The organism is Streptomyces sp. NPDC048290 (assembly GCF_040652095.1).
Taxonomy (GTDB): domain Bacteria; phylum Actinomycetota; class Actinomycetes; order Streptomycetales; family Streptomycetaceae; genus Streptomyces.
Genome location: NZ_JBEZLM010000002.1, coordinates 363,430 through 390,210, shown reverse-complemented (window position 1 = coordinate 390,210; position 26,781 = coordinate 363,430). Strand labels below are relative to the sequence as shown.

General features: G+C 71.9%; 28 protein-coding genes. 17 read left to right on the top strand and 11 right to left on the bottom strand.

Annotated elements, in window-relative coordinates:
- Positions 1–86: 86 nt before the first annotated feature.
- Complete coding sequence (locus tag AB0D49_RS04015) at positions 87–374, bottom strand: hypothetical protein (protein WP_362750253.1); 288 nt, start codon at positions 372–374, stop codon at positions 87–89.
- Positions 367–1,248, bottom strand: a complete 882-nt coding sequence (gene mca / locus AB0D49_RS04010) for a mycothiol conjugate amidase Mca (protein WP_362750250.1) — start codon at positions 1,246–1,248, stop codon at positions 367–369. The genes AB0D49_RS04015 and mca overlap by 8 nt, the downstream gene beginning before the upstream one ends.
- Before the next feature lie 267 nt (positions 1,249–1,515).
- Here mca and AB0D49_RS04005 point away from each other — a divergent pair, with 267 nt between their 5' ends.
- Together AB0D49_RS04005 and greA are read left to right on the top strand one after the other, a co-directional pair.
- Entirely contained in the window at positions 1,516–1,914 is a 399-nt protein-coding gene (locus tag AB0D49_RS04005) for a DUF4307 domain-containing protein (RefSeq protein WP_362750247.1), read from the top strand.
- Between the two features lie 229 nt (positions 1,915–2,143).
- Positions 2,144–2,644, top strand: coding sequence for a transcription elongation factor GreA (gene greA / locus AB0D49_RS04000; protein WP_362750244.1), 501 nt, complete (start codon positions 2,144–2,146; stop codon positions 2,642–2,644).
- Positions 2,645–2,726: 82 nt separating this feature from the next.
- Here greA and AB0D49_RS03995 read toward each other — a convergent pair whose 3' ends face one another.
- From AB0D49_RS03995 to AB0D49_RS03985, 3 genes are all read right to left on the bottom strand, one after another.
- Positions 2,727–3,899, bottom strand: coding sequence for a methyltransferase domain-containing protein (locus AB0D49_RS03995; RefSeq protein WP_362750241.1), 1,173 nt, complete (start codon positions 3,897–3,899; stop codon positions 2,727–2,729).
- Positions 3,900–4,046, bottom strand: coding sequence for a hypothetical protein (locus tag AB0D49_RS03990; RefSeq protein ID WP_362750238.1), 147 nt, complete (start codon positions 4,044–4,046; stop codon positions 3,900–3,902).
- Positions 4,047–4,276: 230 nt separating this feature from the next.
- A complete protein-coding gene (locus AB0D49_RS03985) occupies positions 4,277–4,516 on the bottom strand; it encodes a hypothetical protein (protein ID WP_362750235.1) in 240 nt (79 codons plus the stop codon).
- Between the two features lie 394 nt (positions 4,517–4,910).
- On the opposite strand from AB0D49_RS03985, the gene AB0D49_RS03980 reads away from it, so the two are divergent.
- A complete protein-coding gene (locus tag AB0D49_RS03980) occupies positions 4,911–6,137 on the top strand; it encodes a helix-turn-helix transcriptional regulator (protein WP_362750232.1) in 1,227 nt (408 codons plus the stop codon).
- 5 nt (positions 6,138–6,142) lie between these two features.
- Positions 6,143–6,514 carry a hypothetical protein gene (locus AB0D49_RS03975; RefSeq protein ID WP_362750229.1) on the top strand — a complete coding sequence of 124 codons (372 nt, stop codon included), beginning with the start codon at positions 6,143–6,145 and terminating at the stop codon, positions 6,512–6,514.
- A 94-nt stretch (positions 6,515–6,608) separates the two neighbouring features.
- Here the strand turns inward: AB0D49_RS03975 and AB0D49_RS03970 are convergent, their stop codons facing one another.
- The 3 genes from AB0D49_RS03970 to ilvA form a co-directional block, all read right to left on the bottom strand.
- Entirely contained in the window at positions 6,609–7,454 is an 846-nt protein-coding gene (locus AB0D49_RS03970; RefSeq protein ID WP_362750226.1) for an ABC transporter permease, read from the bottom strand.
- The gene (locus AB0D49_RS03965; RefSeq protein ID WP_362750223.1) at positions 7,451–8,455 is read right to left on the bottom strand and encodes an ATP-binding cassette domain-containing protein; all 1,005 of its coding nucleotides are present in this window, start codon (positions 8,453–8,455) and stop codon (positions 7,451–7,453) included. The genes AB0D49_RS03970 and AB0D49_RS03965 overlap by 4 nt, the downstream gene beginning before the upstream one ends.
- Positions 8,456–8,672: 217 nt before the next feature.
- Complete coding sequence (gene ilvA / locus AB0D49_RS03960; RefSeq protein ID WP_362750220.1) at positions 8,673–9,902, bottom strand: threonine ammonia-lyase; 1,230 nt, start codon at positions 9,900–9,902, stop codon at positions 8,673–8,675.
- 281 nt (positions 9,903–10,183) lie between these two features.
- Here ilvA and AB0D49_RS03955 point away from each other — a divergent pair, with 281 nt between their 5' ends.
- The 3 genes from AB0D49_RS03955 to AB0D49_RS03945 all read left to right on the top strand — a co-directional run bounded on the left by AB0D49_RS03955 (position 10,184) and on the right by AB0D49_RS03945 (position 11,957).
- Complete coding sequence (locus tag AB0D49_RS03955; protein ID WP_362750767.1) at positions 10,184–10,690, top strand: MarR family transcriptional regulator; 507 nt, start codon at positions 10,184–10,186, stop codon at positions 10,688–10,690.
- Between the two features lie 506 nt (positions 10,691–11,196).
- Entirely contained in the window at positions 11,197–11,697 is a 501-nt protein-coding gene (locus AB0D49_RS03950) for a sigma factor-like helix-turn-helix DNA-binding protein (RefSeq protein WP_362750217.1), read from the top strand.
- Entirely contained in the window at positions 11,694–11,957 is a 264-nt protein-coding gene (locus AB0D49_RS03945; RefSeq protein ID WP_362750214.1) for a hypothetical protein, read from the top strand. The genes AB0D49_RS03950 and AB0D49_RS03945 overlap by 4 nt, the downstream gene beginning before the upstream one ends.
- On the opposite strand, the gene AB0D49_RS03940 is transcribed toward AB0D49_RS03945, so the two are convergent.
- The gene (locus tag AB0D49_RS03940) at positions 11,954–13,108 is read right to left on the bottom strand and encodes a cystathionine gamma-synthase (RefSeq protein ID WP_362750211.1); all 1,155 of its coding nucleotides are present in this window, start codon (positions 13,106–13,108) and stop codon (positions 11,954–11,956) included. The two genes, AB0D49_RS03945 and AB0D49_RS03940, sit on opposite strands and share 4 nt — an antisense overlap.
- A gap of 130 nt (positions 13,109–13,238) precedes the next feature.
- Here AB0D49_RS03940 and AB0D49_RS03935 point away from each other — a divergent pair, with 130 nt between their 5' ends.
- The 7 genes from AB0D49_RS03935 (at position 13,239) to AB0D49_RS03905 (ending at position 21,389) form a co-directional block, all read left to right on the top strand.
- On the top strand, positions 13,239–14,357 hold the full coding sequence (locus tag AB0D49_RS03935) for a hypothetical protein (RefSeq protein ID WP_362750208.1): 1,119 nt from the start codon (positions 13,239–13,241) through the stop codon (positions 14,355–14,357).
- 58 nt (positions 14,358–14,415) lie between these two features.
- Positions 14,416–15,084 (top strand): peptide-methionine (S)-S-oxide reductase MsrA, encoded by a 669-nt coding sequence (gene msrA, locus AB0D49_RS03930; protein ID WP_362750205.1) that lies wholly within the window; start codon positions 14,416–14,418, stop codon positions 15,082–15,084.
- A gap of 233 nt (positions 15,085–15,317) precedes the next feature.
- Positions 15,318–15,890 carry a DUF4291 domain-containing protein gene (locus AB0D49_RS03925; protein ID WP_362750202.1) on the top strand — a complete coding sequence of 191 codons (573 nt, stop codon included), beginning with the start codon at positions 15,318–15,320 and terminating at the stop codon, positions 15,888–15,890.
- 46 nt (positions 15,891–15,936) lie between these two features.
- Positions 15,937–16,341 (top strand): hypothetical protein, encoded by a 405-nt coding sequence (locus AB0D49_RS03920; RefSeq protein WP_362750199.1) that lies wholly within the window; start codon positions 15,937–15,939, stop codon positions 16,339–16,341.
- A complete protein-coding gene (locus AB0D49_RS03915; RefSeq protein WP_362750196.1) occupies positions 16,328–17,464 on the top strand; it encodes a caspase family protein in 1,137 nt (378 codons plus the stop codon). The genes AB0D49_RS03920 and AB0D49_RS03915 overlap by 14 nt, the downstream gene beginning before the upstream one ends.
- Before the next feature lie 34 nt (positions 17,465–17,498).
- Positions 17,499–19,601 (top strand): restriction endonuclease, encoded by a 2,103-nt coding sequence (locus AB0D49_RS03910; protein ID WP_362750193.1) that lies wholly within the window; start codon positions 17,499–17,501, stop codon positions 19,599–19,601.
- 189 nt (positions 19,602–19,790) lie between these two features.
- Positions 19,791–21,389, top strand: coding sequence for a sigma-70 family RNA polymerase sigma factor (locus AB0D49_RS03905; protein ID WP_362750190.1), 1,599 nt, complete (start codon positions 19,791–19,793; stop codon positions 21,387–21,389).
- Position 21,390: 1 nt separating this feature from the next.
- Here the strand turns inward: AB0D49_RS03905 and AB0D49_RS03900 are convergent, their stop codons facing one another.
- Positions 21,391–21,777 carry a VOC family protein gene (locus tag AB0D49_RS03900; protein ID WP_362750187.1) on the bottom strand — a complete coding sequence of 129 codons (387 nt, stop codon included), beginning with the start codon at positions 21,775–21,777 and terminating at the stop codon, positions 21,391–21,393.
- A 136-nt stretch (positions 21,778–21,913) separates the two neighbouring features.
- On the opposite strand from AB0D49_RS03900, the gene AB0D49_RS03895 reads away from it, so the two are divergent.
- The 3 genes from AB0D49_RS03895 to AB0D49_RS03885 all read left to right on the top strand — a co-directional run bounded on the left by AB0D49_RS03895 (position 21,914) and on the right by AB0D49_RS03885 (position 25,370).
- Entirely contained in the window at positions 21,914–22,990 is a 1,077-nt protein-coding gene (locus AB0D49_RS03895; RefSeq protein ID WP_362750184.1) for an iron-siderophore ABC transporter substrate-binding protein, read from the top strand.
- A gap of 20 nt (positions 22,991–23,010) precedes the next feature.
- Entirely contained in the window at positions 23,011–24,003 is a 993-nt protein-coding gene (locus tag AB0D49_RS03890) for an iron ABC transporter permease (protein ID WP_362750764.1), read from the top strand.
- 296 nt (positions 24,004–24,299) lie between these two features.
- Positions 24,300–25,370, top strand: a complete 1,071-nt coding sequence (locus AB0D49_RS03885) for an iron ABC transporter permease (protein ID WP_362750181.1) — start codon at positions 24,300–24,302, stop codon at positions 25,368–25,370.
- Between the two features lie 300 nt (positions 25,371–25,670).
- On the opposite strand, the gene AB0D49_RS03880 is transcribed toward AB0D49_RS03885, so the two are convergent.
- Positions 25,671–26,711 (bottom strand): NAD(P)-dependent alcohol dehydrogenase, encoded by a 1,041-nt coding sequence (locus AB0D49_RS03880; RefSeq protein WP_362750178.1) that lies wholly within the window; start codon positions 26,709–26,711, stop codon positions 25,671–25,673.
- Positions 26,712–26,781: the final 70 nt, after the last annotated feature.

Here is a 26,781-nt window from a genome sequence, read left to right as displayed (position 1 = left end):
CCTCCCCGGTCACCGACCCGGTGCCCGGGTCAAGGGTGACGGGGTGGCGGTGAACACGTCAACGACACGACGGCGGATCGGGACGCCTACGCTCCGGCGTCACCGGGACGCTGCGGCGCGCCCGCGGAGCTGGGCTCCTTGCCCACGGAGCCGTCACCGTCACCGCCGGAGGGCTGCCCTTCCGGGTCTTCCTTGAAGTCGACCTTGCCCATGTGCCGGTTCATCGACTTCATGAGGCCCCATACGGCCAGGGCCATCACCGCGAACACGATGAAGCCGAGGACGCCGGGGGTCACCTTGTCCTCGTCGAGCTCCTTCGCGAGGGTGACGAGGTTCGTCATTGCCAGGCTTGCGCTTGCGCTCATGTCAGGCATTGTCCCGGACGCCCGCGAAGAGGTCGTCCTCGGGGAGGGAGGTGTCCACGAGGGACTTCGTCAGCTCGTACTCCTCGGTGGGCCAGACCTCCTTCTGGAGCTCCAGCGGCACCCGGAACCAGCCGCCGTCGGGGTCGATCTGTGTGGCGTGCGCGATCAGCGCCTTGTCCCGGATCTCGTAGAAGTCGGCGCACGGCACATGCGTGGTCAGCGTGCGCTCCTTCTGCCCGAACTCGTCCCACCGCTTGAGCCAGTCCCCGTACGGCGACTCCATGCCGCGGTCGAGCAGCGCCTGGTGCAGTGCCTCGGTGCGGGGCCGGTTGAAGCCCTGGTTGTAGTAGAGCTTCTGCGGCTGGAAGGCGGGCCCGTACACGGCCTCCGGGAACCGCTCGGTGTCGGCCGCCCCGTCGAAGGCCACCATGGAGATCTTGTGGGTCATGATGTGGTCGGGGTGCGGGTAGCCGCCGTTCTCGTCGTAGGTGGTGATCACCTGCGGCCGGAAGGAACGGATGCGCCGCACCAGCTCGCCCGCGGCGTGCTCGACGTCCTCCAGGGCGAAGCAGCCCTCGGGCAGCGGCGGCAGCGGGTCGCCCTCGGGCAGCCCGGAGTCCACGAAGCCGAGCCATTCCTGCTTGACCCCGAGGATCTCGCGGGCCTCGTCCATCTCCTTCTTGCGCACCTCGTGGATGTGCTCCTCGATATAGGTGTCGCCCTGGAGCTTGGGGTTGAGGATGGAGCCGCGCTCGCCGCCCGTGCAGGTCACGACCAGCACGTCCACCCCCTCGGAGACATACTTCGCCATGGTCGCGGCGCCCTTGCTCGACTCGTCGTCGGGGTGCGCGTGCACGGCCATCAGTCGCAGCTGGTCAGTCAAGACTCGATCCTCGGTGAATAGGCGCCCGGGGTGCCCGGGTGCGATGGTCGGTAGCCGATGGCCGGTGGCCGGCGGTCGAAGGCCCGGTGACCGGCGGCCGGTGGCCGGTCCGTCTCGCCGACGAGGGGCGGGGGTCCGCGACGGACGACGGACGGGCGGCTTCTATAGTGACCGAATCGGAGGGCCAATAATTCCGGAGTCCGGCTCCGGGGCCCCTTTTGGGACAGCGTCTTCGGGAGTGTTCCGCCCCCGGCCGAGAGGACGATCATGAGTACGGTGAGCACGCGACCGCCGCAGGGCCGCTACGGCCGGACCTCGGACGAGCGCGCCGACCGCACCCTGAAGATCGCCGGAGCCGTGCTGGGCGCCGCCCTGCTGGCCCTGTTCGGCTACTTCGCCTACCACTACGTCGGCCAGAACAAGATCAGCGCGGAGCTGATCAGCTTCGAGCTGGGCGAGGACGCGGTGCAGGTCAGACTGAAGGTGGAGAAGGACGCCGGGGCGTCCGGCTACTGTACGGTCCGCTCCCTGGCGGAGAGCGGCGCCGAGGTGGGCCGCGCCGACTTCCGCTTCGACGGCGCCGCGAGCAGCCTGGATGAGGTGGTCACGCTCCGTACGGCGTCCCCGGCCACATCGGCGGAACTCATGGGCTGCCACGCGACCTGATTCCCCCGGGGCCCGGGGCCCGGCGGACGCCCGCCGCCCCCGCCCCGCCCACGACCATCGGGCGACGACCAAAACCTCAAGGCTGACCTGCGTTGACGGGATTTTGGTGACTTATGTCCTCCCGGGGTCGCCATTGAATTGTTAGGCTCGTGGTTTCGCCCACTCATGAAGGAACATCCTTCTGGGTAGGGCGATGCTTTGTATTCCCAGTACCGACGAGGAGCACCCTGTGACCCAGACCAGCGAGAACGTCACCTGGCTGACCCAGGAGGCGTACAACAAGCTCAGGGAAGAGCTTGACTACCTTACTGGTCGTGCGCGCACGGAGATCGCCGCCAAGATCGCCGCCGCACGCGAGGAGGGCGACCTGCGGGAGAACGGCGGGTACCACGCGGCCAAGGAGGAGCAGGGCAAGCAGGAGCTGCGGGTCCGCCAGCTGACCCAGCTGCTGGAGAACGCCCAGGTCGGCGAGGCACCGGCCACCACGGACGGCACCGTGGCCCCCGGGATGGTCGTCACCATCGCCTTCGACGGCGACGAGGACGACACCTTGGCGTTCCTGCTCGCCTCCCGTGAATACGCCAGCTCGGAGATCGAGACCTACTCCCCGCAGTCCCCGCTGGGCGGCGGCGTGATCGGCCACAAGGTCGGCGAGGACGTGCAGTACGAACTCCCCAACGGCCGCACGGCGTCGGTCCGCATCCTGAAGGCGGAACCGTACAGCGGCTGACGGCCCCTTTCCGCCCTGACCTGGAGGCCCCGGTGTCGCTGGTGACACCGGGGCCTCGGCATGTCCGCCGGGGGACGCGGGGTCAGCCGATGGGCGACAGCGGCTGGTCCGGGGAGTCCAGCCAGACGACGTGCCCGCCCGTCGCGACGTCGACCGTGAGCCCGAACCGCTCCCAGCCGGGCCGCCCGAGCCCATGCCAGTGCAGATGGGCGACGACCACCTCGTCCCAGAGCCGACGCGCCCCTGACTGGTACACCTCGAACTCCTCCCGTTCGGGTACGTAGTCGACCGTGGCCCAGGAGCTGACGGCGAGATCGCGCAGCCACAGCGTGTACGTACCGTCGCCGTACATCTCGGCCCAGGGATGGACACCGCGCGTCTGAAGACCGATGGCGAACATCGCCAGCCACTCCCCCACATCGTCCGGCGAGACGGAGGTCATCGACCTGACGCCGTCCCCCGGCCACTTCTGCCCGCCTAGATACTCCCGGACATGCCTGCGCACGATCCGCTGATCGCGGAGCCGCATGAAGGCGGACGACCCGACGAACCGCCCGGACGCGGTGCCGCCGTCCTGCTGGACCACGAGTCGCACGACGCCCTCACCGCCGTACGTCGGGCCCCAGGGGGCGACGATGATGCCGCCGGGCCGGGTCTGTCTGATCCAGGCGGCGGGCACCTCGCCGACCGAGCAGGTCGCGACGACCCGGTCGTACGGTCCGGCCTCCGGATACCCGGCGGCGCCGTCCCCCACGACACACAGCGGATGGAGGCCGACCGCCCGGATGCGCTTCCGCGCCGCGTCGGCGGTGGCCGGGTCGACCTCGATCGTCACGACGTTCTCGGGGCCGACGCGATGACTCAGCAGGGCCGCGTTCCATCCGGTGCCGGTGCCGATCTCCAGGACGCGGTGATCGTCGTCCACGGTGAGGGCGTCCAGCATGGCGAAGACCATGGTGGGCATGGAGCTGGAACTGGTGGGTGTGCCGCCTCTTCCGGGGCCCGTGTGGGCACCGTCGTCCCACTGGGTCGTGATCGGCGCGTCGGTGTGGACGGCGTTCCACCACAGCTCGGGATCTTCCGAGCGGATCACCCTGTCGTCCTGCCGGTTCATGCCCGCCCGGCCGGGCCAGATGGTGTCCGGTACGAAGTGGTGGCGTGGCGCGCGGTGGAAGGCGGGCAGCCAGTCCGAGGTCAGGACGCCTTTCGCCACGAGGGCGGCGGCGAGCGCTTCTTGGTCGTGTCCCGTACTCACTCAGCGGCCGTCCGCGGGGCCTTGGCCGTCGTTGGTGTTGCCACCCTCGTCGGAGCCGCCGCCTCCGTGCTTGTTGCCGCTGTCGCTGTCGTCCTGGGGGTTGCCGCCGCCTGCGGTGGCGGACCGGGGTGGAGGAGTGGGATTCATGGTCTCTCCGTGTGGTGGGGGGTTCGGATGAAGTGGTGGTGCGGACCACCCTGGGCGATGCCCGGGGTGGAGTGGTGCGACCCCGCCCGAGCGACAGGGAAGGGATCAGCTCGGGCGGGGCCGGTCTCAGGGGTTCGCCAGGATGTAGGCGGCGATCAGCACGAAGCCGGTCGACCCTGCGACGGTGAAGACCAAGAGGGGTCCGGCGTATCGGAAGAGGAGTTGCTTGATCACTGCTTGCTCCGCGTACGCCAGGGCCGGGTGATGATCTCCTCGTAGCCGAGGTGGTCCGGGTTGCGTCCGGAGTGGGCCAACGCCCAGCGCTGAGGCGGCTCCCACTCGCCGTCGGGGGCGGATTCCTCTCCGCAGGCGGAACACCGCATCGTGTGGGTCACGGGCGGGGCGCCGGGCTCGCGGTCGGGCACCAGGTGCCGTTCTGTGGGAGCGATGACGGTGTGCGGGCCGCTCACAGGCCCCTCCCCGTCATCCGGTTACGGGCGTTATTGCGCGCCCGCACATCTTCCGAGGTTCCGGGAATTCTGACGTGGTCGGGATCGACTTCCCATTCACGCCCTCCACCTACCGGCCGCAGCATCCACCGCCCAGCGATCTCGCCCTGCCACTCACCGACGCAATTCGTTCGAGTGTCCAGGAATCGATCACCGACACGGGGAGCAGGCTCACCGGACCCTGCGAAGTCACGCGCAACCATGTCGACCTTCCTCGCAGTAAGCGCGTTTGCAAGTTCCCTTTGAGGAAATCGCATGAGGCGTCACCTGACCACGGCACATGTGCGGCACTCTTGATGCATCTGCGGGCAGCGCATGATGCGCACACGAGTCCGAGCAGGCAGGGAGACAGGTCATGGCATCGTCGGAACTCGCCAAGCTGCGCCGCAGACTGGGCTACAGCCAGGAACATGTGGCCCACTGCCTGGGCACCGACCGCACCACGGTTGGCCGCTGGGAACGAGGCGAGACCCAGATGCGCGGCCACCACCGCCGCAAGCTCGCAGACCTGTTCGACGTTACGCTGACAGAACTCGATTCACTCCTCATGGCGCCGAAGGCCGCTGAACATCCAGTCCCCGCCACCTCCTTTGACTCAGGTGACTCCGACGACATGCTTCGCAGAGACTTCCTCCGCCATCTCACCGTCGCTGGCTCAATAGCCATGCTTCCTGCCGATGCCCTGGACGAAGGACCGGGCTGGGACGACTTCGAGGCGATGAACACACACTTATGGCGCGTCTATCAGCTCTCCCGCAACAAGAGTTCTGTCCGTCCGCTGATTCTGGATCAGCTCACGACCCTCTCGGACTCCTTCGAAAGCGGAAGGCGCGTGGCAGAGTTGTGCGGTCTGACCGCCGATCTCTTCCAACTCGCGGGCGAACTCGCCTTCGACGGAGACCGATACACCGAGGCGGCCCATTGCTACACGCTCGCCCTGAGCGCCAGCCGTGAGGCCGGAGCCTACGACCTGTGGGCCTGCGCCCTGACCAGACACGCATACGTGGGCCTGTACGAGGGCCAGCACCGCCAAGCGGCTGCCATGCTCACGGCTGCCGAGAAGGTGGCACAACGGGGTGACAGCGCCCTTGCGACCCGCCACTGGGTAGCTGCCGCGCAGGCCCAGGCGTACGCGGGACTCGGAGATTTGAGCGCGTGCGAGAGAGCACTCGACGCAGCCGAGGACGTGGCGCGGCTTCCGGCGGGCAGTACCAACGGCGGTTGGCTACGGTTCGACGGCTCACGACTGGCTGAGGAACGTGGGTCGCGGTATCTGGAACTGGGGCGGCTCGATCTGGCCGAGACGACATTGACGGCCGCTCTCACGCAGGATGCCCTTGCTCGTGGTTCTTCCTTCCGGCGGCGCGCGGCTGTACTCGCCGACCTGGCGACCATTGGCGCCAAGCGCCGAGAAGTCGATCAAGTCATGACATTCGGCCGACAAGCACTGGAACTGGCCCAACGCTCAAGATCTGGGTACATCGTCCGTAGACTCCAGGTCCTGCAACGAGAACTGGAGCAGGTCGCTCACGACGCCCGGGTGGCCGAACTGAGCGCGGAGATTGCCGCATTGGCGCAATGAAAGGGATGGACGTGTCACACCCCCAAGAAGACGGCCGACTGTTCCGGGAAGCCTGGATCGCCGGGGTCAAAGCCCACTACCCCGGTGAGCCCAAGCCCGGTTACATCGTGCCCTGGGAGGAGACCCCGGACTGGGAGCGGGAGTCCGCCGCGGTGGTCTGCGGACAGGTCCGCGAGTTTCTCCGGGTGAGCGGCCGGAGCGCCGCACGGCTGACCCGCGAGCAGAAGGGCCGTTTCGTCTCGCTGTGCTGGATCGCCCAGATCTTCGCCCACTTCCCGGACCCCAAGCCGTCGTACGTCGCCGACTGGGCGGATCAGCCCGAGTGGCAGCGTGCGGTGAACTCCGACATCTTCGAGGCGATCGAGGCCGTCGGCTGACCCGGCTGATCCACGGCGGGGCGGAGGAACCCGGAGGGCCAGGACCGCTGCTTCTCGGTCCTGGCCCTTCTGCCGATCCGGGCACCGCCCCCGCTCAGCGGCTCGCGCTCCGGTACTTGCGGACCGCCAGGGTCCGGAACACCACGATGATCAGGATCGACCAGATCAGGGACGCCCACACCGGGTGCTGCATCGGCCAGGCGTCGGACGGGGAGACGCCGGGGTTGCCGAACAGGACGCGGCACGCCTGGACCGTGGCGCTGAACGGGTTCCAGTCGGCGACATGCTGGAGCCAGGGCGTCATCCGGCTGCTGTCGACGAACGCGTTGGACACGAACGTGACGGGGAACAGCCAGACCAGGCCGCCGGAGGTGGCCGCCTCCGGGGTGCGGACGGAGAGGCCGATGAGGGCGCCGACCCAGGTGAACGCGTAGCCCAGCAGGAGCAGCAGGCCGAACGCGCCCAGTACCTCACCGAGGTTGGTGTGGGTGCGCCAGCCGACCAGCAGGGCGACGATCGCCAGGACGAAGAGGGTGAGCGCGGTCTGGACGAGGTCGGCCAGGGTCCGTCCGGTGAGCACCGCGCCGCGGGCCATCGGGAGCGAGCGGAAGCGGTCGATCAGGCCCTTGTGCATGTCGTCGGCGATTCCGGCGCCCGCGCCGGCCGTGGCGAAGGTGACGGTCTGGGCGAAGATGCCCGCCATCAGGAACTCGCGGTAGACGGCCGGGTCCGTGGTGCCCCCGATGTCCATGGAGCCGCCGAAGACATAGCTGAACAGCACGACGAACATGATCGGCTGGAACAGGCCGAAAATGATCATCTCGGGGATGCGGGACATGCGGATCAGATTCCGCCGGGCCACCACCAGGGAGTCCCGTACGGACTGGACCACCGGGTTCGCGGGCGGTGCGATCGGCACCGCTTCGGGGACGGCACTCACTGCGCGGTCTCCTTCTGCTGCTTGCGGGGCGTGCCGGACACGTCCTCGTCGGCGGGGTTCTCCTCGGCGACATGGCCGGTGAGGGAGAGGAAGACGTCGTCCAGGGTGGGGCGGCGCAGCCCGATGTCGTCTATCTCGATGCCGCGGGTGTCGAGTTCGCGGATGATCTCGGCGAGCAGCTTGGCGCCGCCGGTGACCGGGACGGTCAGCTTGCGCTGGTGGTCGTCGACCGTGGCCTCGCCCTTGCCGAGGCCGCGCAGGATCTCGGCGGCGGTGGCGATGTGCTCGCGGTCGTGGACGACGACCTCGACGCGCTCGCCGCCGGTGCGGGCCTTGAGCTGGTCGGAGGTGCCGCGGGCGATCACCTTGCCGTGGTCGACCACCGCGATGTCGTGCGCGAGGTGGTCGGCCTCCTCCAGATACTGGGTGGTCAGCAGGAGCGTCGTACCGCCCGAGACGAGCTGTTTGATGACCTCCCACAGCTGCTGGCGGTTGCGGGGGTCGAGGCCGGTGGTCGGCTCGTCCATGAACATCACCGGCGGGCGGACCACGAGCGCGGCGGCGAGGTCGAGCCTGCGCCGCATCCCGCCGGAGTAGGTCTTGGCGGGGCGGTCGGCGGCGTCGGTCAGATGGAACTGGTCGAGCAGCTCGGTGGCGCGGACCTTGGCGGCCTTGGAGCGCATCTGGTAGAGCTGGCCCACCATCTGGAGGTTCTCGCGGCCGGTCAGATACTCGTCGACCGCGGCGAACTGGCCGGACAGGCCGATCGAGCGGCGGACCTCGTTGGGATGCTTGAGGACGTCGATCCCGGCGACGACGGCACGGCCGCTGTCGGGGCGGAGCAGGGTGGTCAGACAGCGGACGGTGGTGGTCTTTCCGGCGCCGTTCGGCCCCAGCAGGCCCAGTACGGTGCCTTCCGGGACATCGAGATCGACGCCGTCCAGTGCCTTTACCTCACCGAAGGTCTTGACCAGACCCTCGGCGTAGATGGCGCCTGGCATATGAGTCTCCCCATGGTCAGGGTGTGTGAGTGAGAAGCGTGGGTGCGGATGGGCGTCCTGTGCCGCCTGGATACGGCGAGCCCAGACCCGACGACCCACCATAACGCGATGTATCGCGTGTCACAACGGAATTTGCAGTGCTCCCCGCCGCGGCCAGGAAAACGGCGCTGACCTGGGGCTTCTCCGCTTCTCCCCGGTCTGATCGACCCCGGGCGCCTCAGTCGATGACGGTGTACCCCGCGTCACGCAGGGCCTGTCCGACCTCGGCGCAGTGCGCCGGACCCTTGGTCTCCAGGTGCAGTTCGACCTCCGCCTCCGTGAGCCCCAGCCGTGGATCGGTCCGTACATGACTCACATCGAGCACGTTAGCGTCCACCACTGACAACGCCCCCAGCAGCGAGGCGAGCGCCCCCGGCCGGTCGGTGAGCCGGAGCCGTACGGCCAGGTAGCGGCCCTGCGCGGCCATGCCGTGCCGCAGCACCCGCTCCATCAGCACCGGGTCGACATTGCCGCCGGACAGCACCGCCACCACCGGCCCCGCGATCCCCGCGGTGTCGCTGAGCAGCGCCGCCACCGGGCTCGCCCCGGCCGGTTCCACCACCAGCTTGGCCCGCTCCAGACAGAGCAGCAGCGCCGCCGACAGCGCGTCCTCGGAGACCGTGCGGACCTCGTCCACCAGCTCCGCGCAGATCGCGAACGGCACGTCCCCGGGCCGCCCGACCTTGATGCCGTCGGCCATCGTCGACGGCAGCTCCACCGCCACCGGGCGCCCCGCCGCCAGCGACGGCGGATACGCCGCCGCGCCCGCCGCCTGCACCCCGATGATCCGCACGTCCGGCCGCAGTGCCTTCACCGCGACCGCGATCCCGGCCGCCAGCCCGCCGCCGCCCATCCCCACGAGGATCGTGCGCACCTCCGGGCACTGCTCCAGGATCTCCAGCCCGACCGTGCCCTGTCCGGCGATGACGTCCGGGTGGTCGAAGGGGTGGATGAACACCGCCCCCGTCGTGCGGGCGTACTCCTGCGCGGCGGCCAGGGTCTCGTCGACGACCTGACCGTGCAGCCGCACCTCGGCGCCGTACTCCCGGGTCGCGCTGATCTTGGGCAGCGGGGCGCCCCTCGGCATGAACACCGTCGCCCGCACGCCGAGCAGCGCCGACGCCAGCGCCACGCCCTGCGCGTGGTTCCCGGCGCTGGCCGCGACCACCCCGGCCGCCCGCTCCTCGGGCAGCAGCCCGGCGATCCGCACATACGCGCCGCGCAGCTTGAAGGAGCCGGTCCGCTGGAGGTTCTCGCACTTGAGGTGCACGGGCGAGCCCAGCAGCTGGGTCAGATAGCGGCTGCCCTCCATGGCGGTCGTCCGCGCCACACCCGCCAGCATCTTCTGGGCACCGCGTACGTCGTCCAGGGTGACCGGCGGCAAAGGGGCGGTCCTGCGGTGGTTCATGACTCAAGTCTCGCAGCCGTTCATGACGCAGGTCTCGCAGCCGTTCATGACTCGGGTCCCGCAGCCGTTCATGACTCGGGTCCCGCAGCCGTTCATGACTCGGGTCCCGCAGTCGTTCATGACTCGAGTCTCGCAGTTCACAGCCGCCCCGCGCGGGTGTGACCAAGCGCCGGGACCGGTTTGCTCAGCCCCGGTACGGCCCGCCTCCCAGCCGCGTACCCTGTCCCCCAACCTTGCACCCAGCATGAAGTGAGCCCCCGGCCATGCCCACAACGCCTGACATGTCGATGGACATGACGACCGTCGGTGACACCGGTCTTCTCGACGCGATGCAGCACGAGGTCGCGGTGTTCGCCCGCCGGGCCGAACAGACCCGGCTCGGCGGGGTCGGGCAGGTGCGCAACTCCATGGACCGGGCCGCGTATCTGCTGCTCAACCGGCTGGACAAGGAGGGCCCGATGGGTGTCAAGGCGCTCGCCGCCAGCATGGGCATCGACTCCTCGACGGTGACCCGGCAGGTGGCCCCGCTGGTCGACACCGGGCTGGTCAAGCGGACCTCGCACCCGGAGGACGGCCGCGCGGTGGTGCTCCAGCTCTCCCCGCGCGGGCTGTCCCGGCTGGACGAGGTGCGCTCCTCGCGGCGCCAGCTGATGGCCGAGCTGACCGAGGACTGGGCGCCGGAGGAGCGGGTGGCGTTCTGCGCGCTGCTGACCCGGTTCAACCGGGCGCTGTCGCTGCGGATGGCGGCGCCGGGTGAGACGGGCGCGGAGGCGCCGGGCGTGTCCTGAGGGCGGCACGTATGTCCGGGGTTCGCGTGCGGCACCTGTGTCGGGCGTTTGCGTGCGGCACCTGTGTCCGGGGTTCGCGTGCGGCACCTGTGTCAGGCGTTGCCTGGCGGCACACCTGTCCGCCGGTGCCTTGCGGCGCACATGCCCGGCGTTCCCTGACGGCCACCCGTGTCGGGCGTCCCGTCGCGGCACACATGTCCAGCGTTCCCTGACGGCCACCCATGTCCGGCGTCCCGTCGCGGCCCACCTGTCCGGCGTCCCCTGCCGCGCCCGTGTCCGCCGTTCCCTCCCCTCCCCCTCCCCTTCTCCTGCCCCTGCCCCTGCCCCTGCCCCTGCCCCTGCCGGGGTCTCTCTCCCCCGCCCCTGAACCACTCCTTCCGTTCCTGACCGATCCCTTCCCGGTCGTGCACGGTTCTTGACCGTCGGGGTCCGGCTGGCCTCATATGAGGCGCAGGGCGGTCGCTTCCCGTGCCGCCCCTTCGGAGCGGCCTCAGGGGGGAGGCGCGGTGCACGCACGGCGGACGGCGCGGGACGCGCGCCGGGACCGGGAGTTCGCGGCGTTCGTCGCGGGCGCCTCGGGACGGCTGCTGCACACCGCCGTCCTGCTCACCGCGGAGACCCCGGACGCCCATCCGCGCGCCCGGCGCCTGCTCACCCTGGCCCTCGCCCACACGTACGCCCACTGGGACGGGCTGCGCGGCGAGGACCCCTACGACCGGACCCGGCAGCACCTCGCGGGCCGGTTCGCGCGCGCCGCCTGGCACCAGTACGGGGCGTTCGGCCGGGCCAGGCCCCGCCCCGGGAGCACCCTGGCCGATCTCGCGCCCCGGGAACGGCTGGTCCTGGTGCTGCGGCTGTTCGAGGGGGTCGCCGAGCAGCAGACCGCCGCCCTGCTGGGCATGCCCGTGGAGCGGGTCCGCGCCCTGTGCGACCGGGCCACCGCGACGCTGCTGCATCCGCCGCGCCCGCCCGCGCCGACGGTGACGGCGAAAGCGGTCACCTCATGAGCCGCGCCGACCGGGAGGCCGCCGCGCGGCGCGTCCTGGAGCGGCGTCCACCGCCGGTGCCCCCGGAGCTGCACGGGGACGCCGTACGGCTCGGCGCCCGGCTGCTGCGGCGCCGCCGGGCCGCGCTGCGGCTGCTGTGGCTGGTGCTGCTGGCCGGGTCCGTGGCGTTCACGGTGTGGGCGCTGACGGTGCGCCCGTGGGTGGAGCCGCCGTCGGAGACGACCCCACCCCTGACCGGCTGGTGGCTGCCCGGCGACTAGCCCAGCGCCTGCTGGAGGTCTTCGAGCAGGTCGTCGACGTTCTCGATGCCGACCGACAGGCGGACCAGGTCGGCCGGGACCTCCAGGGCCGAACCGGCGGCCGAGGCGTGGGTCATCCGGCCCGGGTGCTCGATCAGGGACTCCACACCGCCGAGGGACTCACCGAGCGTGAAGATCCGGGCACGGTCGCACACCGCGACGGCCGCCTCCTCGCCGCCCTCGACCTGGAAGGAGACCATGCCGCCGAAGGACCGCATCTGCTTCGCGGCGATCTCGTGACCGGGGTGGTCGGGCAGGCCCGGGTACAGGACGCGGGTCACGCGCGGGTGCCGGGTGAGCATGTCGGCGACCTTCGTGGCGTTCTCGCTGTGCCGGTCCATGCGCACCGGGAGCGTCTTCGCGCCGCGCAGCACCAGCCAGGAGTCGAAGGGTCCGGCGACCGCGCCCATGGCGTTCTGGTGGAAGGCCAGCTCCTCGCCGAGCGTCTCGTCGGCGACGACCAGGGCGCCGCCCACCACGTCGGAGTGCCCGCCCATGTACTTGGTCAGGGAGTGCACCACGACATCGGCGCCGAGCGACAGCGGCTGCTGGAGATAGGGCGTGGCGAAGGTGTTGTCGACGACCAGCCGGGCGCCCGCGTCCTGGGCGAGCTGGGCGACGGCGGCGATGTCGGTGATCCCGAGCAGCGGGTTGGACGGCGTCTCCACCCAGACCGCCTTGGTGCGCGGGGTGAGCGCGGCCCGTACGGCGGCGGGGTCGCTGGTGTCGGCGACCGACCACTCCACACCCCAGCGGGCGACGACCTTGGCGAACAGCCGGAACGTGCCGCCGTAGGCGTCGTTCGGGATGACCACGTGGTCGCCGGGGCCGAGCAGGGTGCGCAGCAGGCAGTCCTCGGCCGCGAGCCCGGACGCGAAGGCGAGACCGCGCCGGCCGCCCTCCAGCGCCGCGAGGTTCTCCTCCAGGGCGGTCCTGGTGGGGTTGGCGCTGCGGCTGTACTCGTAGCCGCCGCGCAGCCCGCCGACACCGTCCTGTTTGTAGGTGGACACCTGGTAGATCGGCGGTACGACCGCCCCGGTCAGGGGGTCGGCGGTGTTGCCCGCGTGGATCGCGAGGGTCTCGAAGTGCTGACTGATGTGCCTGTCACTCATGGGCCCGAGCGTAGTCCGCCGGGAGGGCGGGGCAGGCCGGGAACGGGCGCCGGGGCCCCCGGAGGGGAGTTATCCACAGGGTGGGGGACCGGGTTGGCCAATTGTCGGCGCGGTCTGGTTCGCTTGAGGCATGGAGATTCTGTGGGTCCTGATGGCGCTGCTCATGCTCGGCTTCGTGCTGGGCCCGGTGGCCCTGCGCAGGCGGCGCGCCGTGGGGCTGGTCCCGCCCGGCCACCCGGACGCGGCCGATCCGGCGAACTACGGGTTCGTGCGCCAGGAGGAGCTGGACATCCGGATGCCGGGCCCCGACCAGGATCTGCTGGACGTCCTGGACGTGGTGCAGCGCGGCCAGGACTATCGCGCCGCGGCCCAGCTCCTCGCGGGTACGGACGCGGAGGGCGAGCCGCGCTGGCAGCGGGTGCAGGCGTTCGCGGGCGCGGCGGCGCTGGAGCTCCAGCAGCGGCCCGGCGGGGTCGGTGAGACGCCTGGCGGGCAGTGGCTGCGGGTGTGGCGGGCGGAGCAGCCCAAGGACGCGGGCGGCGCGGCGGTGCACGCGGAGTTCCTGGCCCAGCAGGCGTGGCGGACGGCTACCCGGGGCACGGACGAGTTCCGGATCATCATGGAGGAGGCGAAGGCGGCGCTGGGACAGGCGGCGCTGCTCGCCCCCGGGGACCCGGTGCCGTACATCGTGGAGCTGTCGGTGGCGCGGGGCCTCGGCTACACCCGCGAGGAGTTCGAGCAGCTCTGGCTGAAGATCCTGGACCGGGCGCCGAACCACATGGGCGCGCATCTGGCGGCGCTGCACTACTGGTGCGAGAAGTGGCACGGCTCGCGGGAGCTGGCGTACTCGTTCGCGGAGGCAGCGGCGGCGCGGGCCCCGCGCGGGTCGCTGCTGGCCGCGATGCCGCTGTTCGCGGTGTTCGAGCATCTGCCCGAGGTCAATCTCGTGGCGAGTTTCTACCAGAGCGAGGTGGTGACCAAGGCGATCCATGGCGCGCTGCACGCGGTGCACTCGGCCCGCGCGGACGACCCGATGCTGGCGCACGTCCGTCATCTGCTGGTGTTCTTCCTGGTCCGCTCGGAGCGCTGGGCGGAGGCCATGGGCCAGCTGGTGCGGGTGGACGGCCATGTGGGCGCCCTGCCCTGGACGCTGTCGCCGGACCCGGCGGCGGAGTTCGCGGTGTACCGGGCACTGGCGGTGGCGGGCTACGAGGCGAACGGCGGCAGCCCGGCCACACTCAGAGCCTGACCGGAATTCCGGGGACGCCCCTGACGTTGACCCGATCGACCCCCGATGGGAGACCGCGATGTTCCTGTACAGCCGAACGCCCCAGCTGCCGACCCCCGAGCAGGTGCTGCGGGGACGCCCGGAGCCGGGCTTCACCGTCCCCGAGCGCCACACGGTCCTCGGCAATCCGCTGCTCGGCCCCTACCCGGAGGGCCTGGAGACCGCCGACTTCGGCCTCGGCTGTTTCTGGGGCGCCGAGCGCAAGTTCTGGCAGCTCCCGGCAGGCGTGTACACCACGCTGGTCGGCTACCAGGGCGGCTCCACCGAGAACCCCACCTACGACGAGGTCTGCTCAGGCCTGACCGGTCACACCGAGGTGGTCCGGGTGGTCTTCGACCCGAAGATCGTCTCGTACGAGTCCCTGCTGAAGACGTTCTGGGAGTCCCACGACCCCACGCAGGGCTTCCGCCAGGGCAATGACGTGGGCACGCAGTACCGCTCGGCGGTCTACACCCACTCCCCCGAGCAGGCGGCGACGGCCGAGGCGTCCCGCGCGGCCTACCAGAAGGTCCTGACGGGCTCGGGCTACGGAAAGATCAGCACGGAGATCCGCCCGGCGGACGGCGTCCCCTTCTACCCGGCGGAGGCGTACCACCAGCAGTACCTGGACAAGAACCCGGCGGGCTACTGCGGCATCGGCGGGACGGGCGTCTCCTGCCCGATCGGCGTGGCCCCCGCCGGGAGCTGACGCCCCCGCGCCCGCCCGGCGGCCCGGCAGCCCGGAGGGCAACCGGACAGATCGCCCACGGCTGCCCGACGAGGCCACCGGGCCGACGCCCCCGCGCGCCTCCCACAGCGCGCGGAGGTCTCCACACCACGGACGGGCCCCGATGCCCGCCCCACCGGCGGACCACCCCGGTGGCCGACCCACCGGCGAAATTCGCTGGCCACCGCCGTCCGCATCGCCCGACGCTGTACGTCATGGAACGACCACAGCGTGAGATCCGCGCGTCCTACAGCGCCAGCACGATCACCGTCTACCAGGCGTACCGCCCCGAGCTGGGGCTGGCCGCCGCGCGGGAGGGGCGGTTTCCGGCGGCGTGGCAGCGGGACCGGATGACCTGGATCAAGCCGTCCTTCCTGTGGATGATGTACCGCTGCGGCTGGGGCGCCAAGGAGGGCCAGGAGACCGTTCTCGCCGTCGAGATCCGTCGGGACGGGTTCGAGTGGGCGCTGCGCAACGCGTGTCTGTCGAGTTATGTCCGGGGCGTGCATGCTGATCGGGCGGCCTGGCAGCGGGAGCTGAAGCGGTCGGTCGCCCGGGTGCAGTGGGACCCGGAGCGGGATCTGCGGCTGGAGCGCCTGCCCTACCGCTCGCTGCAACTGGGGCTGTCCGGTGAGGCCGTGCGGCGCTACGCGGACGAGTGGACGGTCGCCATCCATGACGTGACCCCGCTCGCTCGGGAGATCCATGGTCTGGTCCGCGCCGGTGACCTGGACGCGGCGACGCGGCTGCTTCCGCAGGAGCGTCCCTATCCGCCAGTAGGTGAGTAGGGGTATCCCGGGTCCACAACTACCCTTCTCTGCCAGGATGTTCGGCATGGGTGGCGTGAAGGTGCGGGTCGTCGTGGGTGCGGGGGACGGGTCCGACGGGCGGGAGCTGGTGGACGCCGTGCGGCAGTTGCGGGAGATGCTGCTGCGGCGGTCCGTCGAGGACGTGGTGCCCGAGGGGGGCGGTGCGGGCCCGGGGCACAGCAAGGGCGGGGAGCTGGTGGTCGCCGGGACCCTGGTCGTCACGCTGGTGCCGCAGGTGATCACCGCTGTGGTCGCCGTGGTGCAGGCGTGGTCCGAGCGGGCCGCCGGGCGCAGTGCCCGGCTGGAGTTCGGGGACGACAGCCTGGAGATGACCGGGCTCACCGCGCGGCAGCAGCAGGAGCTGATCGACCGGTTCCTGGCGCGAACCGATGGCTCGTCCGGGGAGGACGGCGGCGATGGGGCGGCGTAGGGCGCTGCTCATCGGTATCGGCAGGTACGAGGACGAGCGGTGGAGTCCGCTCGGGGCGCCCGCGCGGGACGCGGAGGCGCTGGGGCGGGTGCTGGCGGACGACGGGATCGGGGGGTATCAGGTCACCTCCGTGGTCGATCAGCCCGCCTATCTGGTCCAGCGTGTCCTTCAGCGGTTCCTCACCGAGGCCGGGCGGGACGACGAACTGCTCGTCTACTTCTCCTGCCACGGCATCAAGGACTACGACGAGCGGCTCTTCTTCGCCGGTACGGACACCTTGCGCGAACCTCTGCTCCTCCAGTCGTACGCCGTGCCCGCCGCGTTCGTCAGCGAGCAGCTCCAGTCGTGCCGGGCGGATCGCAAGGTGCTGCTGCTCGACTGCTGTTTCAGCGGTGCCATCCGGCCGGGTGCCAAGGGGGCCGAGGAGTCCGGGGTCGGGTTCGCCGGGTCGTTCCGGGGCAGCGGCACCGTCGTGATCAGCGCCACCGACGAGATCCAGCTCGCCTTCGAGACCGTGCCCGACGACGACGGCGATGGCGACGGTGACGGGCTGTCCGTGTTCACCGCCGCCGTCGTGCAGGGGCTGCGGACCGGGGCCGCCGATGTCGACGGGGACGGGTTCGTGTCCGCGCTCGATCTGCACCGGTATCTCAGCGCCGAGATGCGGACCGGGCGCACCCGGCAGACGCCCAAGCTGTGGATTCTCGACGGGGTCGGGGACCTCGTCGTCGCGCAGAGACAGCAGGGGCAGGAGGGGGAGGAGGGGGAGGAGGGGGAGGAAGGACGGGAGGGGGGCTCGCCCGGCGTCGCGGGGGCCGAAAGTGCCGAAGGTGACGCCGCTTTGCTGCCGGAGGACATGCAGCCCGCCACCATCTCCGGTATGGAGGTCGGTGCCGTCGCCTACACCCTGCCCTGGGCGATGTGGGCCGACGAGCACCGGCGGCTGTGGCTGCACCCGGACTATCCCGCCGACGAACACCCGGGCGGCACCGTCGAGATGAAGATCCAGCGGGTGCCCGGCGGCTATCACGTCTGGGCCCCGCCCGACCACCACTACCAGCCCGGTCCGCCCGCCTTCGTCGGCGCCCACGGCAGACTCCCGGTGCTCAGACTCGTACGGTAGGAGTTCGTTCGGTGGGGTGGGAGGGCACAAGCGGATGAGTCGTCGGTCTGCCGGTCTGGTGGGGATCTGGGCGGAGATGCAGCGGCAGCAGCAGCGGCTGGTGGCCGCCGAGGCACAGCGGCAGCGGGGGCAGGAGCAGCAGGCGCGACAGCGGCGCAATCAGGCCGCCCGGGAGTACAAGGAGTGGCGGCAGGCCGAGGCGCGGCGGCGCACCGACGAGCTGGAGGCGCGGCTCGCGGGCCTGCGGGGGATTCTGGTGAACGGCTGTCAGGCGCCCGGGTTCAGCGCGTCCGCGCTGCTGCGGGCCGTCGACATCCCCGCCTTCGACCCCGGCCCGCTGGGCATACCGGTGCCGATGCCGGACCCGGCGCACTACCCGGCGCAGGGCGGCTGGGGCGCGCGGGGGCGGGCGCAGGCGGAGGCGCGGGCCCGGTTCGAGTACGACTGGCACACCGCGCAGGCCGCCGAGGCGGAGCGGCAGCGGCAACTCGCCCTGCGGCAGCGGGAGTACGAGCGGTGGGCCGAGGGACGGCGGGCCGAGGTGCGGGGGCACAACGACGGGGTCTCGGAGGTCACCGAAGGGGTCCGGCGCGGTGACCCCGAGGCGGTCGTCGCGTACTTCACCGCCGCGCTGTACGCCTCCACCGCCTGGCCGGAGGACTTCCCCCGGCAGGTCTCCGCCGCCTACGAGCCGGGCGCGCGGCGGCTGGTCCTGGACTGGGAGCTACCGCCGTACGCGCTGGTGCCCGAGGCGCGGGCGGTGCGGTACGTCGCCACCGAGGACCGCGACCGGGAGACCGCCCTTCCGGTCACCAAGCGGCGGGCGCTGTACCGGGAACTGCTCGCCCAGTGCGTCCTGCTGGTGCTGCGTCAGCTGCACGCGGGGGACGCGTACGGGGTGCTGCGCTCGGTCGTCCTCAATGGCTTCGTGGACGACAACGACCCGGCCACCGGGCGCCGTGCGCGGATCGTGCTGGCCTCGGTGAGCGCCGCGCGGGACGTCCTCGGGGAGCTGCGGCTGGACCAGGTGGACCCGGTGAGCTGTCTGACGGACGCCCTGCGGGGGCGGCTCACGGCCCGCCCGGACCAGTTGACGGCGGTCCGTCCGGGGCCGCGGCCCGACGAGATCGGGAATCCCGTCGTCACACATGGCGCGGGGCTGCCGGACCTGGGCGAGGAGCCCGATCTGTACGCCATGGACCCGATCGCGTTCGAGGGGCTGGTCGCCGAGCTGTTCCGGGCGATGGGGATGCGCGCGGTGACCACCCAGCGCTCAGGCGACGGGGGCGTGGACATCGACGCGGTGGACCCGGCGCCGATCCGGGGCGGGAAGATCGTCGTCCAGGTCAAGCGCTACCGGGCCACCGTGCCGCCCACGGCCGTGCGGGATCTGTACGGCACGGTCCAGGACGCCGGGGCCAACAAGGGGGTGCTGGTCACCACGTCCGGTTTCGGCCCGGGTTCGTACGCGTTCGCGCACGGCAAGCCGCTGGAGCTGGTGACCGGGCCCGATCTGGTCGATCTGCTGCACCGGCACGGGCTGCGCGGACGGCTCGGGGAGGGCGGGCCATCGGGCGCACGGGCCGCCGTCCCGGACCCGGAGGCGCCGACGCTGGTGATGCCCGCGCACCAGGAACCGGAGCCGCCCGCCGCCGAGCACAACACCCTCGGCATGTCCTGGTCGGGTGCGGTGGTGCTGGATGTCTGCGCGCTGGTCTGCCGGGGCGACCGGGTCCTCGACGACGACCACTTCGTCTTCTTCAACAACCCGGCCACCCCGGGCGGGGCGGTCCGCGCGCTGTCCGCGGTGCCGCCGGACAAGGCCGCGCTGCGGGTCGCGTTCGACGCGCTGCCGGCCGACGCCGACCGGCTGGTGCTGGTGGCGGCGGTGGACCCGGAGGTGAATCCGGCGGCCGATCTGTCCGGTTTCACCGACGCCCGTATCCGGCTCCTGGACCCGTCGGGGGCGGCGCTGGGCGAGCTGGAGGTGTCCGACGGACGGGCCGGAGAGACCGCGCTGGTGCTGGGGTCGTTCCGGCGGCGGGCGAACGGCGACTGGGACTTCGTGGTCGGCGGCAAGGGCTACACGGGCGGGCTCGCCCACCTCGTCCAGGACTTTGGAATCGCTGTTGCGTAACCGCGATCCACCTCCCCCTCCCCCACGCCCGCGCCACGTGGCCACCGTCACGTCCGAATAGTCCGGCGCCCCCACCGCCGTCCGCCCTACGCTCCCGTACTCAGATTTCTGTTATCGCCACCGCCCGCGCGGGGTCTCCCGTGTGCCGGAAGGGACAGCCGCAGCACAGGGACGATCCGAGGAGTGAGTGTGGGCAGGGAGAGGGACGGTGACGCGGCGCTGGTCAGGGCCGCGCAGCGAGGTGACGACCAGGCCCGGCAGGAACTGGTCGCCCGGTACCTGCCGCTCGTCTACAACATCGTGGGACGGGCCCTGAACGGCCATGCCGATGTGGACGACGTGGTGCAGGAGACGATGATCCGGGCGCTGAACGCGCTCGGTTCGCTGCGCGAGCCGGACCGCTTCCGGTCCTGGCTGGTCGCCATCACCATGAACCGCATACGCGGCCATGTGCACGCCCATCGCGCCACCCCGGTGGTCGGCGACGGCCTGCGCGAGGCGTACGACGTCCCGGACCCGGGCGCGGACTTCGTGGAGCTGGCGATCCTGCGGCTGGGGCTCTCCGGGCAGCGGCGCGAGGTCGCCGAGGCGAGCCGCTGGCTGGACGAGGACGACCGGGCGCTGCTGTCGCTGTGGTGGCTGGAGGCCGCCGGGCGGCTGAGCCGGGCGGAGGTCGCCAGCGCGCTGGAGCTGACGCCGCAGCACACCGCGGTCCGGGTACAGCGGATGAAGGCCCAGCTGGAGTCGGCCCGGGTGGGGGTACGGGCGCTGGCGGCGGTGCCCCGGTGCGTGCTGCTGGACGAGGTGGTCGCGTCCTGGGACGGTGTGCCGTCGGCGCTGTGGCGCAAACGGCTGGCGCGGCACACCCGGGACTGCACGGTGTGCGGCGGGCTCGGCCGGGGGCTGGCCCCGGCCGAGGGGCTGCTGGTGGGGCTGGCGCTGATCCCGCCGGGGGTCGTCGTGTCCGCCGGTTCCGAGGAGACTCTCGCGCTGGCCGCCGCCGCGGGGCCCACGGCGGGCGGCCGGGTCGGGCAGCGGCGGGCGCTGCGCCGCAGACGCCGCCGGATCGCGGTCGCCGGGTGCGTGGCGCTGCTGGCCGGTGGCGGCACGATCGCGCTGCTGCTCCCCGGGGACGGCTCGGACGGTCCGTCACAGGCGGTACGGGACAAGGGCGGGGCCACGGCGGCGCTCACCGCGCCCGAGCGGTCCGCCGGGCGTCCGTCCGCGTCGCCGAGCCCGTCCGCGTCACCGTCCGTCTCCCGCTCGGCCTCTGCCTCACCGTCCCCCTCGGTCTCGAAGACGAAGAGGCCGAGCCCGGCGGCGAGCAGCGGGCGCCCGGCGCCGGAGCCGAGCCGGACGACCGCGCGCCCCGACCCGTTCCCGGCGCCCACCGCGGCACCGCCGGGCACCTTCACGGGGCAGGTGCTGGCGCTGGTGAACGAGGAGCGGGCCAAGGCCGGCTGCCCGTCGGTCGGACAGAACGGCACCCTGGACAGCGCGGCCCGGGAGCACTCCGCCGACATGGCCGCACGGGACTTCTTCGACCACACCAACCCGGACGGCGAGGACCCGGGCGACCGGATCACCGCGGCGGGCTACCGCTGGAGCACCTACGCCGAGAACATAGCCCTCGGCCAGCAGAGCGCCGCCCAGGTCATGCGGTCCTGGATGGACAGCCCCGGCCATCGCGCCAACATCCTCAACTGCTCGGTGCGGGAGATGGGTCTCGGGGTGCACGAGGGCGCGGGCGGCCCGTGGTGGACCCAGGTGTTCGGTACGCGGCTGTAGGTCAGTCGCCACCGCTGCCGTAGGGGCGGGTGAAGATCTCCATGTTGTGGCCGTTGGGGTCGTCGAAGTAGGCGCCCCGGCCGCCGTCCAGGTGATTGATCTCACCCGCGCGGCGGTGGTAGGGGTCGGCCCAGTAGGTCAGTCCGGCACCGCGGATGCGGTCGAAGATGACGTCGAAGTCGTCCTCCGAGACCAGGAAGGCGTAGTGCTGGGTGGTGATGGGGCCGCTGGTGTCCATGTAGTCGAGGGTCACCCCGTTGGAGACCTCGACCGGCACGAACGGGCCGTACTCCGGGCGGACTTGGAGTCCCAGGAGATCGGCCAGGAAACGGGCCGAACCGTGCTTCTCATGGGCGGCGACGATCGTGTGGTTGAGCTGGACGGTCATGCCGTGAGCCTCCTCAGGGGCTGGTCGCGGGCCTGCTTCCAGCATCCCCCGGGGCCGGGTCCATCACACAGCGAGACGAGCTAAGGTAAGCCTTCCCTTAGCGGGACTTCCCTTGTCGAGCACTTCCGGAGTTGTCGTGCGCACTTTCCGAAGCGGGACCGTAAAGACCGTGCTGGCCGCGCTGGCGGTCGGCGGGCTGCTCGCCGGCTGCTCCTCCTCCGGCGACGGGTCCGGTGGCGGGGCCGGCGACGCCGCGAGCGGCAGCGGCGACGGCGACCGCAATCTGGTCGCCGGGGCCTCCGAGGGCCCGTCCGCCGCGCCGAGCGCGCTCGCCGACGGGATGGGCGCGGACACCGACACCGACGGCGCCTTCCCGCGCACGGTCACCCACTTCCAGGGCGCTACGGAGATCCCGGCCGCGCCCACCCGGATCGCCGCGCTCAGCACCGGCCAGCTCGACGATCTGCTCACCCTCGGCCTGGTCCCGACGGCCACCACCCGCGCCGACAACGCCGGACTGGTCCCGGACTATCTGACGGACGCCTTCCCGCAGTACAAGGAACGGCTGGACGGCATGACGGACGCGGGCACCCGCTCCGCGCCCAACCTGGAGACCCTGGCCGCCGCCAAGCCCGATCTGATCCTCGCCAACGACTCCCTCGGCGAGCTGTACCCACAGCTGTCGAAGATCGCGCCGACCGTGGTCACCGCGGGCAACGGCATCAACTGGAAGCGGGACCTGCTGCTGGTCGGCGAGGCCGTCGGCAAGGGGCAGGCGGCACAGGAGCTGCTGGACGGGATCGTCGCCGACGCGGCCGAGCGGGGCGCGGCGATCGAGGGCGACCCGACCGTCTCCATGGTCCGCTTCACCCCGGACCGCACCCGGATGTTCGGCGTCTCCTCCTTCACCGGCTCGATCGCCGTCGACATGGGCCTCGCCCGCCCGGAGTCCCAGCGGTTCCAGGCGATCTCCGAGGACATCGGCGCCGAGAGCATCGACATCGCCGACGGCGACTGGATCTTCTACTCGGTGCAGGGCGACGCGGCCGAGACGGACGCGGCGAGCGTGGTGGCCGGTCCGCTGTGGAAGTCGATGGGCGCGGTCCGGTCCGGGCAGGCCGTGCGGGTGGACGACGACCCGTGGTACCTCAACGCCGGTCCCACGGCCGCGCGGCTGGTGATCGGGCAGCTCACCGAGCAGCTCGGGGCGTGAGCAAGGGACCGGGCGGGCGGCTGTCCGCGGCCCGGGGACTGGTGTGGCCGGCGGTCGCCCTCGCGGTGGCCGCCGTCGCCGTGCTCAGCCTCGCGGTCGGCACCCGCCCGATACCGCCCGCGGTGGTGCTGGACGCGCTGCTGCACGGCGGCACCACCCCGGACGCGCTGGTCGTACGGGAACTGCGGCTGGAGCGGACCGAGGTCGGACTCGCCGCCGGGGCCGCCCTGGGACTCGCCGGGGCCGCGCTCCAGGCGGTCACCCGCAACCCGCTCGCCGACCCCGGCATCCTCGGCCTCTCCCAGGGCGCGGCGGCCGGCGTCGTCCTCGCCCTCGGCCTCGGCCTGGCCAGCGGCTTCGGCGGCCATGTCTGGTACGCCTTCGCCGGGGCGGTGCTGGCGGCGGCCCTGGTGTACGGGATCGCCGCACGCGGACGCGGCGGGGCGACGCCGGTGAAGCTGGCGCTGGCCGGGACCGCGCTGTCGGCGATGGCGGCGGGCGGCACGACGGTCGTCCTCACCTCCAGCTCCGCCACCCTGGACCAGTTCCGGTTCTGGCAGGTCGGCTCGCTCAGCGGCCGGGACGCCGGGACGGTGCTGTCGATGCTGCCGTTCCTGCTGGCCGGGACGGTCCTGGTGCTGGCCTGCGCCCGGGGCCTGGACGCGCTGGCGCTGGGCGACGAGACGGCGGCGGCGCTCGGGCACCGGGTCGCGCTGGTCCGGGGCGCGGCGGCACTGGGCGCGACCCTGCTGACGGCCGCCGCGGTCGCCGCCGCGGGTCCGATCGCCTTCGTCGGTCTCGCGGTCCCGCATCTGGCCCGCCGCCTGGTGCGGGCCGGAAACCGTGCGGTCCTCCCGCTGTCGGCCCTCCTCGGCGCGGGCCTCCTGACAGCCGCGGACATCACCGGCCGAGTGATCCGCGCCCCGGCGGAGATCCCGGCCGGAGTGATGACGGCCCTGGTGGGCGTACCGGTCCTGGTCTTCCTGGTACGGCGCCGGGGGGCGGTGTCATGACGTCCGCCGCGGACGCCCCTGGCACGGCACCGGAAGGCGGCGCCCCTCGCGAGGCACCAGAGGCCAGTGCCGTGACGACCGGCACGGGCGCCCCCGGAACGACACCGCAGGCCGGTGCCCCGGGCACGGCACCAGAGGCCGGTGCCATGACCTCCGCGGCCGGCGCTCCTGGAACGGGGCCGCAGGGCCGTTCCCCCGGCGAGGCACCAGAGGGCGGTGCCAGGACGTCCGGCACAGGCGCCCCCGGAACGACACCGCGGGCCAGCGCCCCGGGCACGGCACCAGAGGCCGGTGTCGTGACCTCCGCGGCCGGTGCTCCCGCACCGGGGAGCCGCGTCGCGAAGACCGCCTGGGTGCTGCGCCCACGCCCCCGCGTCTCGATCCTGGTGCACCGGCGTTCCGCCACCGTCGCCGTGGCGCTCGCCCTGCTGCTGCTGGCCGTGATGACCGCGTCCGCGTCCCTCGGACAGACCGTGGTCACGCCCCTCACCGTCTGGGAGACCCTGCGGGGCCGGGACCCCGCGCACCACCTGGTCGTGGGCGAGCTGCGGGTCCCCCGGATCGTGCTGGGCGCCCTGGTGGGCGCCGCCCTGGGCACGGCGGGCGCGCTGATCCAGAGCGTCACCCGCAATCCGCTGGCCAGCCCCGATGTGATCGGCGTCGGACACGGCGCCGCCGCCGCGACCGTCCTGGCGCTGGCCACCGGGACGGTGGCGTCCCCGGGGGCGCTGCCGGTCGTGTCGGTCGCGGGCGGACTGGCCGCCGCCGCGCTGGTCTACGTCCTGGCGTGGCGGCACGGTATGCAGCCGAGCCGGTTCGTGCTGACCGGCGTGGGCGTCGGGGTGGCGCTGTCGGCGGTGGTGCAGCTGTACCTCACGGACAGCGAGCTGGAGGCCGCCGAGCAGGTCAAGCTCTGGCTGACCGGCAGCCTGAACGGACGCGGCTGGGAGCAGGCCGGACCACTCGCGGTCGTCCTGCTGGCCGCCGTACCCGCGCTGGTGTGGGCGGGACGGGCGATGCGCCCGTTGGGTCTCGACCCGGAGACGGCGGGCGCGCTCGGCGTCCGGGTGGACCGGACCCGGCTCGGGCTGACCCTGATCGGGGTGGTCCTCGCCGCGACGGCGACCGGCGCCGCCGGACCCATCGGCTTCGTCGCACTGACCGCCCCGCAACTGGCCCGGCGCCTCACCCGTACCCCGCAACTGCCCCTGCTGGGCTCGGCGCTGACGGGCGCGGTGGTCCTGGTGGCCGCGGACCTGGCCGCCCGCACCGCGCTCCCCCCACTGGAGATCCCGGTCGGCGCACTCACCGCCCTGGTCGGCGGCCCGTACCTGCTGTGGCTACTGGGCCGCCGGACCACCCACTGAGCGGGGGCTCGGACCGCCGCGTTCCCGACGGTGGCCACCGGACCACCCACACCGCCAGGCACTCAGATCAAGGCGGCACCGATCGCGCCCACCGGACCACCCACACCGCCCGGCGCTCACCTCACGACCGCGCCCATCCACGCCGCCCAGCCACTGGACCGCCCGCTCAGCCCGGCGCCCGAACCCGGCCGTACTGATCTGATCCCAGCCGCCGCACAGCCCGCTCGGCCCAGCACTCACCTCGTGGCGGTACCGGGATCACCACCGCCGGACCACTGGACCACCGAAATCGCCAGAGGCTCAGATCGTCGCGTTGTCGATCACAAAGCGGTACCGCACATCGCTGGCGAGCACCCGCTCGTACGCCTCGTTGATCTGGTCCGCGCTGATCAGCTCTATCTCGGCGCCCACCCCGTGCGCGGCGCAGAAGTCCAGCATCTCCTGGGTCTCTGCGATACCGCCGATCATGGAACCGGCGAGCACACGACCGTGGTTGAGCAGCGAGAACAGGTTCAGCCGCACCGGCTCCTCGGGAGCGCCCACATTCGCCAGCACACCACCGGTCTTCAGCAGCCCGAGATACGCGTCGAGGTCCAGCGGCGCCGCCACGGTCGACACGATCAGGTCGAAGCCGCCCGCGAGGTCCTCGAAGGTGGCCGGGTCGCTGGTGGCGTAGTAGTGCTGGGCGCCCAGCCGCAGCCCGTCGTCCTTCTTGCGCAGGGACTGCGACAGCACGGTCACCTCGGCGCCGAGCGCGTGGGCCAGCTTGACGGCCATATGACCGAGCCCGCCCAGACCGATCACGGCGACCTTCTTGCCGGGTCCGGCGTTCCAGTGCCGCAGCGGCGAGTACGTGGTGATCCCGGCGCACAGCAGCGGCGCGGCCTCGTCAAGACCGATGCCCTCGGGGATACGCAGGACGAAGTTCTCGTCGACGACGACGGTCTGCGCGTAACCGCCATAGGTCGGCTCGCCGTCCTTGCCGACGCCGTTGTACGTCAGCACATTGCCGCCGGTGCAGTACTGCTCCCGCCCGGCGCGGCAGTTCTCGCAGACGCGGCAGGAGTCGACCAGGCAGCCGACGCCCACCCGGTCGCCGACCGCGTACCGGGTGACGCCGGGGCCGACCTCGGCGACGATGCCCGCGATCTCATGGCCGGGAACCATCGGGAAGATGGCCTCGCCCCAGCCCTCGCGGGCCTGATGGATGTCGGAGTGACAGATCCCGACGTACCTGATGTCGATCAGGACATCGTGCTCACCGACCGCCCGGCGCTCGATCGTGGTGCGCTCCAGGGGAGCCTTCGCTGCGGGGGCGGCGTATGCGGCGACGGTGGTCATGCTGGGGGTTCTCCTCGAAAGAGACGGATGCCGTCCGGCCGTGTTCCGCCGGAGACCTCTCCAGCGTCTC

What these genes read in the sequence shown, in the direction of transcription:
- AB0D49_RS04015 (WP_362750253.1), bottom strand. Translation starts at nt 374, where the DNA reads ATGCCTGACATGAGCGCAAGCGCAAGCCTGGCAATGACGAACCTCGTC.
- AB0D49_RS04005 (WP_362750247.1), top strand. Translation starts at nt 1,516, where the DNA reads ATGAGTACGGTGAGCACGCGACCGCCGCAGGGCCGCTACGGCCGGACC.
- AB0D49_RS03990 (WP_362750238.1), bottom strand. Translation starts at nt 4,046, where the DNA reads ATGAATCCCACTCCTCCACCCCGGTCCGCCACCGCAGGCGGCGGCAAC.
- AB0D49_RS03980 (WP_362750232.1), top strand. Translation starts at nt 4,911, where the DNA reads ATGGCATCGTCGGAACTCGCCAAGCTGCGCCGCAGACTGGGCTACAGC.
- AB0D49_RS03975 (WP_362750229.1), top strand. Translation starts at nt 6,143, where the DNA reads ATGGACGTGTCACACCCCCAAGAAGACGGCCGACTGTTCCGGGAAGCC.
- AB0D49_RS03965 (WP_362750223.1), bottom strand. Translation starts at nt 8,455, where the DNA reads ATGCCAGGCGCCATCTACGCCGAGGGTCTGGTCAAGACCTTCGGTGAG.
- ilvA (WP_362750220.1), bottom strand. Translation starts at nt 9,902, where the DNA reads ATGAACCACCGCAGGACCGCCCCTTTGCCGCCGGTCACCCTGGACGAC.
- AB0D49_RS03955 (WP_362750767.1), top strand. Translation starts at nt 10,184, where the DNA reads ATGTCGATGGACATGACGACCGTCGGTGACACCGGTCTTCTCGACGCG.
- AB0D49_RS03945 (WP_362750214.1), top strand. Translation starts at nt 11,694, where the DNA reads ATGAGCCGCGCCGACCGGGAGGCCGCCGCGCGGCGCGTCCTGGAGCGG.
- AB0D49_RS03940 (WP_362750211.1), bottom strand. Translation starts at nt 13,108, where the DNA reads ATGAGTGACAGGCACATCAGTCAGCACTTCGAGACCCTCGCGATCCAC.
- AB0D49_RS03935 (WP_362750208.1), top strand. Translation starts at nt 13,239, where the DNA reads ATGGAGATTCTGTGGGTCCTGATGGCGCTGCTCATGCTCGGCTTCGTG.
- msrA (WP_362750205.1), top strand. Translation starts at nt 14,416, where the DNA reads ATGTTCCTGTACAGCCGAACGCCCCAGCTGCCGACCCCCGAGCAGGTG.
- AB0D49_RS03925 (WP_362750202.1), top strand. Translation starts at nt 15,318, where the DNA reads ATGGAACGACCACAGCGTGAGATCCGCGCGTCCTACAGCGCCAGCACG.
- AB0D49_RS03920 (WP_362750199.1), top strand. Translation starts at nt 15,937, where the DNA reads ATGGGTGGCGTGAAGGTGCGGGTCGTCGTGGGTGCGGGGGACGGGTCC.
- AB0D49_RS03915 (WP_362750196.1), top strand. Translation starts at nt 16,328, where the DNA reads ATGGGGCGGCGTAGGGCGCTGCTCATCGGTATCGGCAGGTACGAGGAC.
- AB0D49_RS03910 (WP_362750193.1), top strand. Translation starts at nt 17,499, where the DNA reads ATGAGTCGTCGGTCTGCCGGTCTGGTGGGGATCTGGGCGGAGATGCAG.
- AB0D49_RS03900 (WP_362750187.1), bottom strand. Translation starts at nt 21,777, where the DNA reads ATGACCGTCCAGCTCAACCACACGATCGTCGCCGCCCATGAGAAGCAC.
- AB0D49_RS03880 (WP_362750178.1), bottom strand. Translation starts at nt 26,711, where the DNA reads ATGACCACCGTCGCCGCATACGCCGCCCCCGCAGCGAAGGCTCCCCTG.